Genomic DNA, 14490 nt, shown 5'->3' on the forward strand with positions numbered 1-14490 from the left:
CCCTGCGGTTCGCGTGGCGCGGCAGAGCCCGGCTCTACATCGCGACGCGGTGGGTCCCGGGCGCGTGGCGACGCGTTATACGCAATGGCGCCCTGCGGTTCGCGTGGCGCGGCAGAGCCCGGCACTACGCGTCCTCCATTACCGATCCGCGCTGGGCCCCCACGCCCCCGGCCGCCGCATCACCACCACCAGCGTGGCGGCCAACAGTGCCAGCACCACCGCCGGCAACCACCGCTCGCCCCACGTTTCCAGCATCACCCCACCCACCACCCCGGCGATGGCGATGGCCAGGTTCCAGCCGGTGACCACGAACGACTGTGCGATGTCGCCGGCCACTCCCGCGCGGCGCGCCACGGCGGTCTGGAACAAGGTGGGCACACCGCCGAACGCCATGCCCCACACCACCGTGCCCAGCACCAGCACCCAGGCCGATGCAGGCCACAGTGCGAAGGCCAGCGCGGCCAGCACGAACCCGGCCGTGCTGGCCAGCACCAGCACGCGCAGCCAGCGGTCCACCCACAAGCCGGTGATCCAGATGCCCGCCAGCGCGGCCACACCGAACACCAGCAGCAGCCGATCCAGCCAGGCCACCGCGCCCGACAACGCCGCGAACGGTTCGATGTAGGTGTACAGCACGTTGTGCGCCAGCACGAACAGGAACATGGTCAACAGCGCCGCGCGCATGCCCGGCAGCCGCCACACCGCGCCCAGCGTCTGCCGCGCGCCCGCGCCCGGTGCCGCCAGCGCCGGCAAGGCCAGCCGTGCCCACACCAGCAGGCCCACGCTGAGCAGCGACATCAGCGCGAACGCCCAGCGCCACCCGATGGTCTGCCCGAGCAAGGTGCCGGCGGGAATGCCCAGCGACAACGCCAACGGCGTACCGACCATCGCCACCGCGATGGCGCGCCCCTGCAACCGCGGCGCCACCATGCGGCTGGCATAGCCGGCCACCAGCGACCACAGCAAACCCGCGCTGATGCCGGCGACGAAGCGCGCCACCAGCATCACCGCGTAGTGGTGGGTCAGTGCGGTCACCGTATTGACCACCACGAAACCGGCGATCGCGGCCAGCAACAGCGGTCGCCGCGGCAGGCGCTGGGTAAGGGCGGTCATCGGCAACGCGGTCACCAGCGACCCGAACGCATAGATGGTTACCAGCTGGCCCACCAGCGCGCGGCTCACGCCCAGATCGGCGCTCATCGGCGACAGCAGCCCGGCCGGCAAGGCTTCGGTGAGGATGGTGATGAAGCCGGCGCAGGCCAGCGCCAGCAACCCGGACAGCGGCAGCCGCTCGGCCGCCACGGGCTCAGCGGCAAGCGCACACGCGCCGGCCTCGCCACTCATGCCTGCGCCGCTCATGCCCACGTCCTGCTGGAACAGGCACTGGCACCGGCGCGTGACAGTAAGGCATCCACCGCGGCCAGCCGCAGCGGGGCAAAGGGGGGCGCATCAGGTAAGGAGGACATGGCGGCATTCCAGCAACGGGGGGAGCGCCATGCTCGGCGTTCGGCGGCGCGCCAAACACCCAGGCAGCGGTCCACACATTCCGGACACTGCATTCCGCAATCGGCGCAGACCCCGTACCAGCAAGGGATGCAGCCGATGCCACCGCGGCACGCACCACTGCATCCCACCGGCCGCGCGCCACCGCTGCGCCGGGCCGCTAGAGTGGCGCCTTTCCCCTTGGGTGCGGCCATGTCGGCATTGGACAACATCGGCAACCTGCAGACCTTCGTGCACGTGGCCGACACCCGCAGCTTCGTCGACACCGGACGCCTGCTCGGCGTGTCGGCCTCGGCCACCGGCAAGACCATCACGCGCCTGGAGCAGGCGCTGGGCGTGCGCCTGTTCCACCGCAGCACGCGCAGCGTGACCCTCACCGCCGAGGGCGAGCGCTTCCTGCTGCGGTGCCGGCGCATCCTCGACGAGCTGGACACCGCCCGCACCGAACTGGCCCAGCAGGCCGCCGCCCCGTGTGGCGTGCTGCGGCTGGGCCTGCCGCTGGTGGGTGACCTTTCGCTGCCGATCCTGTCGGCGTTCATGGCCACCTACCCCGGCATCCGCCTGGAGCTGGATTTCGACGACCGCCTGGTGGATGTGGTCGAGGAAGGCTTCGATGCGGTGCTGCGCGTGGGCGAGCCGTCCGACTCACGGCTCAGCGCGCGCCGACTGGGCGTGTTCCCGCGCTACCTGGTGGCCTCGCCGGACTACCTGGCACGGCGCGGCACGCCCCAGGCCCCGCACGACCTGCTGCAGCACGACTGCCTGCACTACCGCTACCCCAGCAGCGGCAAGCTGGAACCGTGGCCGCTGCCACGCGCGCCCGGAGAACCGGCGCTGGAGCTGCCGGTATCGATGGTGGCCAACACCATCGAGGCGCGCCTGGCCTTCGCGCTGGCCGGGCGCGGTATCGGCTACATCCCCGAGCACTCGGTGCGTGCTGCGCTGGCCGATGGCCGCCTGGTGCGCGTGCTGCCCGACCAGATCCACGCCTGCGGCACCTTCCACCTGCTGTGGCCGTCGGGCCGCCACGTGCTGCCCAAGCTGCGGGTATTCATCGATTTCGTCAGCGCGCGGCTCACCGGGGTTAGCTGTTGAACAGCGTGCATTCACTCCCTTGGCCCGGTGCAAACCTATACTGGCTGCGCGACAGCCAGTCGCCTGTGTAATGAGGTATGCCCGCATGCGCCAGTGATGCCCCGCCGTCTGTTTGACGGCCTGTGTCCTTCCCGCCCCGTGCGTGAAGGGAACCCACGGCATCCCTGGAGGTCGCATGACCGCATTTTCTCTCACGCTCGACCGCGTGACCTGCACCCTGCCCGATGGGCGGGTCCTGTTTTCCGATATCAGCACCCACATCGACACCACCCCGACCGGTCTGGTCGGGCGCAATGGCGTGGGCAAGAGCGTGCTGGCCCGCGTGTTGGCCGGCCAGCACGCGCCCAGCGCCGGCCAAGTGCAACGCACCGGCCGCGTGCACCTGTTGGCCCAGCACAGCGGCGCCCCACCGGGCAGCATCGCCGCCCTGGCCGGCGTGGCCCCGCTGCTGGATGCGTTGGCGCGCATCGAGGCCGGCAGTGTCGACCCCGCCGATTTCACCGCGGTGGGCGAGCGCTGGAACATCCGCGAGCAGCTGCAGGCGCAATGGCAGCAGTTGGGATTGCCGACGCTGGATCCGGCGCGGCCGGCCGCGTCGCTCAGCGGTGGCCAAGCGATGCAGGTGGCCCTCGGCGGTGCGCTGTTGTCGCAGGCCGACGGTCTGATCCTCGATGAGCCCAGCAACCACCTCGACGCCAGCCACCGCACGCGGCTGCTGGATGCGCTGGCGCAATGGCGCGGCGGCCTGGTGGTGATCAGCCACGACCGTCGCGTGCTGGGCGCGATGCAGCGCATCGTCGAACTGTCGCCGGGCGGGCTGCGCAGCTACGGCGGCAACTACGACCTGTACGCGGCGCAGAAGCACGACGAGCACAGCGCCGCCACCGAACTGCTGGCGCTGCGCAAGCGCGAACGGCGCCACCAGCAGGATGCCGCGCGCGAACAACGCGAACGGCTTGAGCACCGCCAGTCGCGCGCGCAGCGCACCGCGCGCACGGCCAACCAGGCGCCGATCCTGCTGGGCGGCATGAAGAACCGCAGCGAGCACAGTGCCGGGCGCTGGCAGGCCCAGCAGCTGGAGCGCAGCGCGGTGGTGGACGCCCGCGTTCGCGACGCCGCTGCGCAGCTGGACGATGCCACCGGAATTGCCCTGCTGGCCCCCCACCAGGCAGAACATGGGCCGCAGCGCGTGGCCGAGCTCACCGACGTCCAGCTGCCGTGGGTGTCGCCACCGTGGCAGCACCTCACCCTGCAGGTGCAGCGCGGTCAACGCATCGGCGTGCGCGGCCCGAACGGCAGTGGTAAATCCACGTTGCTGCGGCTGCTGGCCGGCCAGTGTGAGGCCCTCGCCGGCACCTGCACGGTGGCCGCACGCACCGCGCTGCTCGACCAATCCCTGTCGTCGCTGCCCGCGCAGGCAACGGCGCTTTCGCTCCTGCGCGATGCCCACCCCGACGCCGGCGACGCCGATGCGCGCACCCGGCTTGCGCTGCTCGGGCTGGACGCCGAACGCAGCCTGCGCCCGCTGTCCACGCTGAGCGGCGGCGAGCGCCTGAAAGCCGCGCTGGCCGCCGTGCTGTACGCGCGCACGCCGCCGCAGTTGCTGCTGCTCGACGAACCCGGCAACCACCTCGACCTGCCCTCGCTGGCCGCGCTGGAGCAGATGCTCAGCCAGTTCCCGGGCACGCTGATGCTCGTCTCGCACGACCCGGCGCTGCTCGACGCCGTGGGGCTGACCCACTACCTGGACGCAGCCGCCGAAGGCTGGTCGTTGACGGCGGTGTAAACGGACGCGTCAGTGCCGCGACCACGCCGGGAACGCGTCGGGCAGCAGCTGCCACAGCATCGGCCCGGCGCGCATCTCGGTATCGGTAAGCAGGCAGGCGTCGAACTCGGCACGCACCGCGCGCTCGTCCATCTCCACCCCGATCACCGCCAGCTCCTGGCGGCGATCGCCCCACCACGGGTGCCACATCCGGCGCATGGCCTGGTACTCGCCGGCATCGCCCACCTCGTCCATGCCCGGCATCGGCGCGGTCCAGCAGGCGGCCTGTTGGCGCACCCAGCCCACGTCGGTGTACGGCACCTGCGGCGGCGGCAGCAGCGGCGGAGTGTCTTCCAACCCGGCCTCCACCCGCTGGCGCGCCGCGTACCAGAAACCGGCAGCCTCGGTGCGGGTAGCCGCGCCCACGCTGGACAGCTCGCCCACCCAGTCCATGCGGTTGGCCAGCCAGAAGAACCCCTTGCTGCGGATCACCGGCCCCAGCCCCTGCTGCAGCAGCTGCGCGAAGCGCTGCGGGTGGAACGGGCGGCGCGCCCGGTACACGAAGCTGCTGATGCCGTACTCCTCGGTCTCCGGCGTATGCACGCCACGCAGCGCCTGCATCCAGCCCGGTGCCAACTGCGCCTTGATGTAGTCGAAGCGATGCGTGTCCAGCACCTCGTGCAGCGGTACGTTGCCGTGCTCGGACAACACCAGCCGCGCGTCGCGGTTCATCGCGCGCAGCACGGCCAGGGTCGACTGCAGCGTGTCGTCGGTGATCAGGTCGCACTTGCTCACCACGATCACATCGGCAAACTCGATCTGCTCGGCCAGCAGGTTGACCACCCCGCGCGCGTCATCGGCGCCGGCCTGCTGCCCGCGGTCGGCAAGCCGGTCGGTCGAGCCGAAGTCGTGCAGGAACTGCTGCCCGTCCACCACCGTCACCATCGTGTCCAACCGTGCGATGTCGTTGAGGCAGAAGCCGTCCTCATCGCGTACCGAGAACGTGGCCGCCACCGGCATCGGTTCGGCGATACCGGTCGATTCGATCAGCAGGTAGTCATAGCGGCCCTCGGCGGCCAGCCGCTTGACCTCCTGCAGCAGGTCGTCGCGCAGGGTGCAGCAGATGCAGCCATTGCTGAATTCCACCAGGGTCTCTTCAGTACGCCGCAGCGCCGCGCCGCCATCGCGCACCAGCTGCGCGTCGATGTTGATCTCGCTCATGTCGTTGACGATCACCGCCACCCGCCGTCCCTCGCGGTTGCGCAGCAGCTGGTTGAGCAGCGTGGTCTTGCCGGCGCCAAGGAAACCGGACAACACGGTTACCGGCAGGCGGGCATCGGTGGGGGCAGCAGTGGCGTTCATGGAAGGACAGGGTCCGCAGCGGAATGAAATGTTACGATATAACATTCACCGATCCGGGCCCCACCCCCATGAAGCGTTCCTCAACCCTGCTCGATGCCGGCGCCATCGCCCTGTCCAGCCTGTGCCTGCTGCACTGCCTGGCCCTGCCGATCCTGGCCGCCACCCTGCCGTTGTTCGGGGTGTGGGCGCAGGCCGAATGGGTGCACGTGCTGTTCGTGGCCATCGCCGCCCCACTGACCGGCTTCGCCCTGTGGCGCGCGCACCGCCAGCAACGCCTGCCTGCAGCGGCCGTCACCAGCGCTGCGCTGGGCCTGCTGCTGTTGCTGGCCGGCGCCGCCGAGTGGCCCAGCCACGAGAGCGAAACCCCGATGACCGTCGCCGGCAGCCTGCTGCTGGCGGCCACGCATGTGTGGAACGCATGGCGGCGGCACCGGCATTGAGTGGGCGTCAGCCGTAGCGGCGGGCGTGATGCGGCACCGCGTCAGCGCGGCCGCCCGCCGTCACCGCACTCAGCGGTGCAGCAGCATCGACACGAGGAACAGCGCCAACGGTGCCGTGCTGACCACCGCACCGACGATCCCCAGCCATGGCCAGCGTTCCTGGCGCACCCGCGAAGCCACGCTGGCCACCAGCCCCACGGCCGCCGCCGCGAGCACGCCGATGGCGACGCCGGTGGTCCCGGCCCCGGCAATGACGCCGTGATTGGCCACGCCGGCCAGCCAGCCGGCCGCACCGCCCATGGGCAGGCCAAGGAAGCTGCACAGTCCCAGCAGCGGGGCGCGCGTGGCACGCGGTGATGCGGGAACGGATGCTGGTGTGGGCGAAAGGGTGTCCTGGGGCACAGGCGCTACTCGTCTGGAATGCCTCCACCGTACACCCGGGCGCATGGCGGCGGCGTACACGGTAGCCGCTCTACACGGCGTCGTTGGACGAGGTTGCCTAGACTGCGACTACCGCCGTAGGAGGTCACCGCCATGCGCCTTGCCGCTTCACCGCTTCTGCTTGCCCCGGTACTGCTGCTTGGCGCCTGCGGCAACCACGACAACGGCGCGGGCGTGTTCTCCGCCGATCCCCTGCTGGGCTGCTACGCCACCCACGCACGCAAACCCGCCGAGTTCCGCATCGAGCAGCAGCAGGGCCAGTACTTCGTCAGCTTCAACCGCGACGAGCAATGGCAGCGCGATCCCACGGCGTTGCAGGTTTCCTCGCGCGCGGACATCACCCGCTACTTCAAGGACGATGCCGACCAGATCGACAAGGCGCTGGTCCGGCCCACTGGCGGGTTCGGTATCTTCCACTTCAACCCGGGCGCCACGCTCAAGGGCAAGGACAAGAACAGCGACTACATGGCCCTGGTACTGATCGGGGCCGGGCCGGTGTTCAAGGTGCGCTGCGGCTGATCCTGGCGACAACGGGCATTACCTCAGCATGGCACCTCCTCCTGCCGCCCGGTGCGATGGATGGAGCTGTACGGCCACTCCATCGCATCGCGCACGTGGCCGTGCTTCACCGGGTTCTGGTGCACATAGGCCACGTGCCGATGGAAATCGTCCTCGTCCAGGATGCGGTGTTCGCGGAAACTGCTGTGCCACAGCGGCCGCGCGCAACGATCGCGACGCAGCACCGCGCGCGGCGGCTTGCCCGGTAGATGGCGGTCGAAGATGGCCTGGATCTGTGTCCAGCGCCGGTGCCCGTCATCATCCCCCGCCGGCAGCGTCCACACGCCATGCAGATGGTCGGGCAGCACCACGATGGCATCGATGCGGAATGGCCGTGCCTGCTGCGCTACCCGGAACGCCAGCCGCAATGCCTGCGCGTGCTCCACCAGCAACCCGGTGTGGGCACGGTGCAGGTGCGCGCTGAAGAAGTACGCGTTGCCGGGCTGCCAGGGGCGGTGATCGGAGGACATGCACGCAGTGTCCGTGTCCGCCTGCGAAGCAACGATCAGGACACGCAGCGCCGCTGGCTGGGAAAGCCACGCACGGTGCTGTCATCGCATGAGCCGGGGCGGGTCAGGCATCCCCTCATCGGGGTGGCGACGCTACACTGCGCGGTCACCCGCACCCGTGGCTGCCTGATGCGATTGTCCGCCCTGTTGTTGCCTGCGCTTGTGCTGCTTGCCGGCTGCGGCAACGGCGATTCGATCGGCCAGGGGCGGTTGATCGGCTGCTATGCCGCACCGGGGCCACACAGCAGGGAAAGCGTCAAACTGACGCGCGTGGATGGCCGTTACTTCATCGCCTACCGGCTCGCCTCGCCCTGGCGCCAGGTGGACACACCGCTGATCACCCCCGACGACGAACAGCGCGCGACCCTGTTCAATGCGGCCGAGCTTGCCCAGATCGAAGAGGCCCTGCTGACCCCGGACGGCCAGAGTGGCGTGTTCCGTTTCAAGGCCGGTGCACGCGTCCACGGCGAAGCGCTGGACGATGCGCATGTGGTGGTCGAAGGCCACCAGGTGCGTGCGATGCGCAAGCAACGCTGCCAGTGGTTGTTCAGCCGCGGAACGCTGTTGCGCTACGACACCTGACGCGCACCGTCATCAGCGATGCTGCGCCTCGCAGGCGACCCGCGCGGTGGCACGGAGCCGCGATTCGAGCACGGCATCCTCGCGCTGACCCAGCCGCTCGTAGGCCTTGGACGTGTCCGGCAATACGCGGCGCAACGCCTGGCTGATGGGCACTGACCACGTGGAGGTAACCTCATTTGGGGTGGCGTTGGCGTCGCCCTGTGCCTGCCCCAGTATCCACGGCAGCATCAACAGCGTCTGCGCATGCGACTGCAGCACCTGCGGCGGCGTGCTTTCATAATCGACCACCACACGTATTGAAGGTGCGTCGTCACTCCACCTGGGGCCGGCGTAGTAACTGTCGACCTGATCGCGCAGCGCCGCACCGTGCAGCAGCGTGCCCATTTGACGCTGTAGTTGGTCCGGTGTGCAGGCCGGCAGCGGCCCGTCAGTCGACGCGCGTGCCAGCACCTGCGCCGGTCGCACCCGGCGGGCCACCTCCTCCACACCTCGTGCGCGCGGCCACGCCGGCGCGGACAGCGCCCACAGCAGTTCGGCCACGCGCTGGGCAGGAACATCGTCGGTCAGCACCGCTCCCGGGGTGCGTGCGTCCAGCTGCGAACGACGCACGAAGGTGCGGCGGCCTGCGGCGGGTTGCAGCCGGTGCACTTCATCGGCGTGGTCGCGGCCGTTGTACTGGTAGTGGATGTCGATGGAGCGCACATCCTGCAGCCCGCCTGCAGGAGGCGCGTGCGGCGCATCGCCACAGCCGCCCAGCAGCAGCACCGCACCCAGCAGTACGAGGGTCGGCCAGCGCCCCAGTCGGGCATAAGAGGAAACAGACCCTGCATTCATTGCAGCCGCTCACTGACGCTCAGCCGGGTCCGGACCGGTACCCGACGGTGGGAACGGCACTGGTTCTGCAGCCTTGTGCTCATGTCACGTCCTGACATCGTGCTGTGGTGTGGGCTTACCCCGTAGACAAACGTCGGCTTGGGTAGTGCACCCGTACTATAGCCGTGGCGCTTCGGCGCATGCGAAGCGATCACAAACTCGGCCATCGTCCGGCGACCCCAGCGACCGCACTGCGATCCACCGCACAACTGCCTGCCGCTGCGCACGTCACACTGTGGCACCGCTTCCGGAGCCTTGCCGGTGCAACCCCTGCTCGCGTTGCTGCTGTTCACCAGCGTTGTGCCCGAACCCCCGCCACCGGGGTTCCACGATCGCCCCGCCGTCGGTACTGACGGCACCGTGTTGATCGTGCGCACGGGGCGCTGGCCGGATCTGGCCGACGACCAGCGCCAGGTAGACGTGGAACAGGTGCTGGTGCCCAACCCGGACGGCTCATTCACCTACCGGTACGCGCACCAGTCGCTGGCAACCCGCGTATACCACCAGACCCTGTGTGCGCGGGACGGCATGGAGGCCGGCACCGGTGAGAGTGTCCTCAGCGGCAGCGGAACCTATGGCGGCTGGGTTTGTTCGTCCGTGCAGGAGCACCCTGTCCCCACACCAGAAGGACCGTAGAGGCTGGTTCTGGGTGGGCCGCAGTCTGCCCCCGGTCGCCGTCTCAGGTACGATGCCCTCCCCTGGCTGACCTGACGCCACGCTGCCCCGCAGCCCCGGCGCCCCCACTCCCGTGCCCCATTACACCGGCCCCCTGCTGACCCGCCCGCTTGCCGAAGCCCTCACCCGCGCCCGCGACAGCGGCGCAAGCGAATGGACCGGCTCGCTCGACCTCGGCCTGTCCACCGGCACCGCCACGCTGGCTGTCGACCACTGGCTGTGGAAGGGCGAGCGCTACGACTACCCGGGCAAGACGAAGGACCGCACCCTGTATTACTGGGACGGCGAAGAGTTCCTGGCGGTGTCGCGCTTCGGCTCGGCGCTGATCAAGCTGGTGCCCACCGAGTGGGATGCCCCCACCTTCGAAATCGACGGCATCAAGATGCTGCCCAGCGCGCAGGTGTCGCCGTTTGAAGACGCGCGGCGCAAGGTGGCGTTGATCGCCCCGGCCGGCAAGACCGTGCTGGATACGTGCGGCGGGCTCGGCTACTTCGCGGCGTGCTGCCTCGAAGGCGGTGTCACCCGTATCCAGTCGTTCGAGAAGAACCCCGACGTCCTGTGGCTGCGCACGCTTAACCCGTGGTCGCCCGACCCGGAGGCGGCCAGCAGCGGCGGACGCCTGTCGCTGACCCATGCCGACGTGTCACAGGCCATTGAAGGGATCGCATCCAGCTCGGTAGACGCCATCCTGCACGACCCGCCGCGCTTCGGCATTGCCGGCGAGTTGTATTCGCAGGTGTTCTACGACCAGTTGGCGCGGGTGATACGCAAGGGCGGGCGCATGTTCCACTACACCGGCGCGCCGAACAAACTCACCAGCGGCCGCGATGTGCCGCGCGAAGTGGCCAAGCGTCTGGAAAAGGCTGGCTTCAAGGCCGACCTGGCCATGGACGGCGTACTCGCGGTTCGTCGCTGACGTCGCCGCCCGTTTCCGGGCGACGACGCGTGAGCGGGGTGCGCTACTCCCCGCGCGGCAGCTTTGCCGCCCACATGTTGTCCACCAGGTTTGGATACGCCCGGCCGTTTTCTTCGGCCCGTTGCCGTGCAGCTTCTTTCTGTGCCGGCGACAACGGGCGCGAGACCCCGCCCTTGGGGTTGGGTTTCTTCCACGGCGGGGTGCGGGTCTGGCGCATGGGCAGATGCTACCGCACCGTCACTTGGCCAGGAACGCAACCAACGCCGCGTTGAACTGCTCGGCGTGGCTGGCATTGCAGCCGTGCGGCGCGTCCTTCAGCACCACCGCCTCACTGCCAGCAATGGCCGCGTGGGTGCGCTTGCCCGAGCCCTCGTACGGCACCGTGCCATCGCTGTCGCCGTGCAGCACCAGGGTGGGCACGGTGACCTTCTTCAGGTCCTCGCGGAAGTCGGTGGTGCCGAAGGCCCTCATGCAGCCCAGCGCGGCAGTCTGGTCGGACTGCTTGCACAATGCGATGGCCTCCTGGCGCTCTTTCTCGCTGACCTTGAGCTCACCGTTGGCACTGAAGAAGTCTTTGGTGAAGCCGTCGAAAAACGTATCGCGATCACGCTCCAGGCCCTGCTTCATCTCATCGGCCTTGGCCTGGGTCAACGGGCCTTCGGGATTGTCATCGGTCTTGAGCATGTACGGCGGTACGGCCGAGGCGAACACCACGCTGTGCAGGCGCTGCTCGCCATGGCGGGCGATGTAGCGCGCCACTTCGCCGCCGCCCATTGAGAAGCCCACCAGCGTGACATCGCGCAGGTCGAGGTCGTTGATCACCCCGGCCAGATCGTCGGCCAGCGTGTCGTACTCGTAGCCGTCGGCCGGCTTGTCCGAACGCCCGAAGCCACGGCGGTCGTAGGCCACCACGCGGTAGCCGGCGTCCTTCAGCACCGGCACCTGTGCCTTCCAGGAGTCGGCCGACAGCGGCCAGCCGTGGATCAACACCACCGGGCGGCCGGTACCGCCGGTATCTTCAACGTGCAGGCGAACGCGGGAAGCAGTCATGGAAACTCCGTGTGTGGGCGGAAAGAGAGTGGCCGATGCTAGGCAAACGGCACCGCGCGGCCTGTGAAAAAATCCACCGCAACGTCTACGCCGCCTGCACAGCAGTGCGCGCATCGCCAGCGCACGGAGTACGGGAATGAATCGCACATCAACCGTAGGGCGCGTCATCCACTCCGGGTCAACCACGCCGCACACATGCGTGTCTCCTCCATCGTAGCGGCGCGGTCCATCGGCGCAGCTGTCTCAACCTGTGAGACAGCTGCGCCGCATGCTGCATCACGTGCCACTCCACAGAGACCGGGACAGATGGACCTTCGCCCGCTTTATCCCCGCGCCACCGCCCCAGCCGTGCTGGCCCTGCCACGCGTTGCCTGCGGCGGCCTGGCGCGCACGTTGCTGCTGCACGGCGTGGGCGCACACCCCGCCTCGCGTGCCGCGTTGCGCAGGGCACTGCGCAGTACCTCGCAGGCCGGAGCATGCCAATGTTGCCCCGCCGCACCGCGTTCGCAGGGGTGTGCCGCTTCTCCGGCCGCCCGCAGCGCGGCGTGCGCAGGCATGGCGGCCTGCGTAGCCAACGCCTGAGCGCACCGGTTTCGCACCCGCCCAGTACCCCCACATCCAAGCGCCCCGGGTCCTCGCGCCTGGCACGCGGCCTGCCCCATTACTAATTACATAGTTGACATGCCGAGCGCGGCGGGCGCACGATCCGATCATCAACTAACAAACCAGTAGACAGCCCATGGCCCGCCCCAGCTCGCCCACCCTGACCGACTCCGAGCGCCGCATCCTCGAAGTGCTGTGGAAGACCAAGGAAGCCTCCGTACGCGAGGTGGCCGACGCGCTGTCGAAGAAGAAGCCGGTGGCCTACACCACCGTGCTGACCATGTTCAAAGTGCTGGAAAAGAAGGGCCTGGTGACCTACCGCAGCGAAGGCCGCGCGTTCATCTACAGCGCCGCCATCAGCCGCAGCGAGGCCCGCCGCCAGGCGCTGGAAAACCTGCTCAAGTCGTTCTTCAACGACTCGCCCAGCGTGCTGGCCCAGCACCTCATCGACGAACACGACATGGAGGCCGACGAACTGGCCGCCCTACAGAAGCGTGTTGACGACGCGGGCACCCCGGGGAAGTCAGCATGAGCGCGCACACCGCCCACACCCTGTTGACCGTTGCCGTGCAGCACCTGTGGCATGCAGCGCTGTTGCTGGCCCTGGTGCTGCTGGTAGTGCAGCGCGCGCGGCTCAGCGCCGAAGCACGTTCGTGGCTGCTGTGCGGGGCCTTCGCACTGGCCGCGGTGTCGCCGCTGCTGGTGCTGCTGCCCCGCGAAGCGGTCGCCGTAGCCGAGGCCGCGGTGGCCCTGCCCACTGCAGCACAGTCGACCCTACTGCCTGTATCCGATGTGCCGGCCGCGCCAGCGTCACCCATTGCAACACTGGACGCTTTCATACCCACCGCGCTGCAGGCATTGGCGATGATCTGGCTACTCGGCACGCTGTGGGGACTGCTGCGCCTGGCGCAGGGCATCTGGCAGGCACGGCGGCTGCACCGTGCCGCGCGTCCTGCCCCCGCACTGGATGCCCTGCTGGGCCCGGCACTGCCGCGCGGCAGCTGCGTTGCCCTGTCCGATGCGGTGGCCGGCCCGATGGTGGTGGGCCTGTTCGCACCGCGCATCCTGGTCCCACCGCATCTGGCCAGCACATTTTCGCCCCCGGCGCTGCGCGACCTGTTGCTGCATGAAGCCGCGCACGTGCAGCGCCGTGATCTCTGGGTAACCGCCCTGCAGCGCACCCTGCTTGCGGTGTATTGGTGGAGCCCGTGCCTGCGCATGCTGGGCAACCGGCTGGAACTGGCCCGCGAAATGGCCTGCGATGCCCGCGCCGCACACCGCTCCAGCAGTGGCCGCGACTACGCCGACTCGCTGCTGCGCGGTATCGCCGGCATGGTGCAGCAACGCCCACAGCGCGCCGCATTGGCGGTGGGCATGTCGGGCAGCCGCAGTGGGCTGACGCAGCGCGTGGACGGGCTGCTGCAGTTGCAGCGGGGGCAGGTAAGCTGGCGTACCCGGGTGCGGTGGAGCGTACTGTGCCTCGCCGCGCTGGCCACCCACGTGGGTGTCACCGTGGCGGCCACCCCGCGCCTGGGCACGCCGACCGTGGTGGCGCCCAACAGCGACACCGCCACACGCACCGCATCGGCACAGGCCGAACGCCTGCTCGACGCCGCTGCAGAAGGCGACCTCGCGCAGGTGCGGCACCTGGTGCAAGGCGGCGTCGCCGTGGATACCCAGCTTCCCGGTGACGGCACCGCGCTCATCGCCGCCGCGCGCCACGGACACCTGGCCACGGTAGACGCCCTGCTCGCCTTGGGTGCCGCGCCGGACCTGGCCTCCCGTGGCGACGGCAACCCGCTGATCGCCGCCGCCCGCCGCGGCCACCTGCCCGTGGTGGAGCGGCTGGTTGGCGCCGGCGCCGACGTCAACCGGATCGTCGCCTACGACGAAACCCCGCTGATCAACGCCGCCCGCTCCGGCGACGTGGACACCGTGGCCTACCTGGTCAACCACGGTGCCGACGTCAACCTGGGCGTGGTGGCCGATGCCGGGCAGTGGCGCTCGCCGTTGAACCAGGCGCGCAACAGCCGCGTGCGCGACTACCTGATCCATCGCGGCGCCGTCACCGGCCGCCGCTGAGCCCACGCGCACACCGCGCGTGACCCGTCCCTGCAC

16 protein-coding genes are annotated in these 14490 nt (G+C 69.4%); 9 read left to right on the plus strand and 7 right to left on the minus strand.

Going from position 1 to position 14490, the window contains the following annotated elements:
- Positions 1–138: 138 nt before the first annotated feature.
- Positions 139–1359, minus strand: coding sequence for an MFS transporter (locus tag AC6CHL_RS14200; RefSeq protein ID WP_498294922.1), 1221 nt, complete (start codon positions 1357–1359; stop codon positions 139–141).
- Positions 1360–1695: 336 nt separating this feature from the next.
- On the opposite strand from AC6CHL_RS14200, the gene AC6CHL_RS14205 reads away from it, so the two are divergent.
- Positions 1696–2598 (plus strand): LysR family transcriptional regulator, encoded by a 903-nt coding sequence (locus AC6CHL_RS14205; RefSeq protein WP_498294924.1) that lies wholly within the window; start codon positions 1696–1698, stop codon positions 2596–2598.
- Between the two features lie 175 nt (positions 2599–2773).
- The gene (locus AC6CHL_RS14210; protein ID WP_498294925.1) at positions 2774–4384 is read left to right on the plus strand and encodes an ABC-F family ATP-binding cassette domain-containing protein; all 1611 of its coding nucleotides are present in this window, start codon (positions 2774–2776) and stop codon (positions 4382–4384) included.
- A gap of 9 nt (positions 4385–4393) precedes the next feature.
- Here the strand turns inward: AC6CHL_RS14210 and AC6CHL_RS14215 are convergent, their stop codons facing one another.
- The gene (locus AC6CHL_RS14215; RefSeq protein ID WP_498294926.1) at positions 4394–5725 is read right to left on the minus strand and encodes a GTP-binding protein; all 1332 of its coding nucleotides are present in this window, start codon (positions 5723–5725) and stop codon (positions 4394–4396) included.
- A 68-nt stretch (positions 5726–5793) separates the two neighbouring features.
- On the opposite strand from AC6CHL_RS14215, the gene AC6CHL_RS14220 reads away from it, so the two are divergent.
- Positions 5794–6165, plus strand: coding sequence for a MerC domain-containing protein (locus AC6CHL_RS14220; protein WP_038690775.1), 372 nt, complete (start codon positions 5794–5796; stop codon positions 6163–6165).
- Positions 6166–6234: 69 nt separating this feature from the next.
- On the opposite strand, the gene AC6CHL_RS14225 is transcribed toward AC6CHL_RS14220, so the two are convergent.
- Positions 6235–6567: a hypothetical protein gene (locus tag AC6CHL_RS14225; RefSeq protein ID WP_498294928.1), complete on the minus strand. Its 333-nt coding sequence runs from the start codon at positions 6565–6567 to the stop codon at positions 6235–6237.
- A gap of 132 nt (positions 6568–6699) precedes the next feature.
- On the opposite strand from AC6CHL_RS14225, the gene AC6CHL_RS14230 reads away from it, so the two are divergent.
- A complete protein-coding gene (locus AC6CHL_RS14230) occupies positions 6700–7125 on the plus strand; it encodes a hypothetical protein (protein ID WP_498294930.1) in 426 nt (141 codons plus the stop codon).
- Between the two features lie 23 nt (positions 7126–7148).
- Here AC6CHL_RS14230 and AC6CHL_RS14235 read toward each other — a convergent pair whose 3' ends face one another.
- Positions 7149–7634: an REP-associated tyrosine transposase gene (locus AC6CHL_RS14235; RefSeq protein ID WP_448132926.1), complete on the minus strand. Its 486-nt coding sequence runs from the start codon at positions 7632–7634 to the stop codon at positions 7149–7151.
- A 168-nt stretch (positions 7635–7802) separates the two neighbouring features.
- Here AC6CHL_RS14235 and AC6CHL_RS14240 point away from each other — a divergent pair, with 168 nt between their 5' ends.
- Complete coding sequence (locus AC6CHL_RS14240; protein ID WP_498294932.1) at positions 7803–8255, plus strand: hypothetical protein; 453 nt, start codon at positions 7803–7805, stop codon at positions 8253–8255.
- A gap of 12 nt (positions 8256–8267) precedes the next feature.
- On the opposite strand, the gene AC6CHL_RS14245 is transcribed toward AC6CHL_RS14240, so the two are convergent.
- The gene (locus AC6CHL_RS14245) at positions 8268–9089 is read right to left on the minus strand and encodes a hypothetical protein (RefSeq protein WP_498294934.1); all 822 of its coding nucleotides are present in this window, start codon (positions 9087–9089) and stop codon (positions 8268–8270) included.
- Between the two features lie 300 nt (positions 9090–9389).
- Here AC6CHL_RS14245 and AC6CHL_RS14250 point away from each other — a divergent pair, with 300 nt between their 5' ends.
- Both AC6CHL_RS14250 and AC6CHL_RS14255 read left to right on the plus strand, forming a co-directional pair.
- Complete coding sequence (locus AC6CHL_RS14250) at positions 9390–9764, plus strand: hypothetical protein (RefSeq protein ID WP_448132923.1); 375 nt, start codon at positions 9390–9392, stop codon at positions 9762–9764.
- A gap of 112 nt (positions 9765–9876) precedes the next feature.
- Positions 9877–10719 carry a class I SAM-dependent methyltransferase gene (locus AC6CHL_RS14255; RefSeq protein ID WP_498294935.1) on the plus strand — a complete coding sequence of 281 codons (843 nt, stop codon included), beginning with the start codon at positions 9877–9879 and terminating at the stop codon, positions 10717–10719.
- Between the two features lie 43 nt (positions 10720–10762).
- On the opposite strand, the gene AC6CHL_RS14260 is transcribed toward AC6CHL_RS14255, so the two are convergent.
- Positions 10763–10936 carry a hypothetical protein gene (locus AC6CHL_RS14260; protein ID WP_498294937.1) on the minus strand — a complete coding sequence of 58 codons (174 nt, stop codon included), beginning with the start codon at positions 10934–10936 and terminating at the stop codon, positions 10763–10765.
- A 20-nt stretch (positions 10937–10956) separates the two neighbouring features.
- Positions 10957–11769 carry an alpha/beta fold hydrolase gene (locus tag AC6CHL_RS14265; protein WP_498294939.1) on the minus strand — a complete coding sequence of 271 codons (813 nt, stop codon included), beginning with the start codon at positions 11767–11769 and terminating at the stop codon, positions 10957–10959.
- Positions 11770–12508: 739 nt separating this feature from the next.
- Between AC6CHL_RS14265 and AC6CHL_RS14270 the strand changes: the two genes are divergently transcribed.
- Positions 12509–12904: a BlaI/MecI/CopY family transcriptional regulator gene (locus AC6CHL_RS14270; RefSeq protein ID WP_137191195.1), complete on the plus strand. Its 396-nt coding sequence runs from the start codon at positions 12509–12511 to the stop codon at positions 12902–12904.
- Positions 12901–14454 (plus strand): M56 family metallopeptidase, encoded by a 1554-nt coding sequence (locus AC6CHL_RS14275; protein WP_498294941.1) that lies wholly within the window; start codon positions 12901–12903, stop codon positions 14452–14454. The genes AC6CHL_RS14270 and AC6CHL_RS14275 overlap by 4 nt, the downstream gene beginning before the upstream one ends.
- Positions 14455–14490 lie beyond the last annotated feature (36 nt).

Source organism: Stenotrophomonas sp. GQ19, from assembly GCF_059758695.1.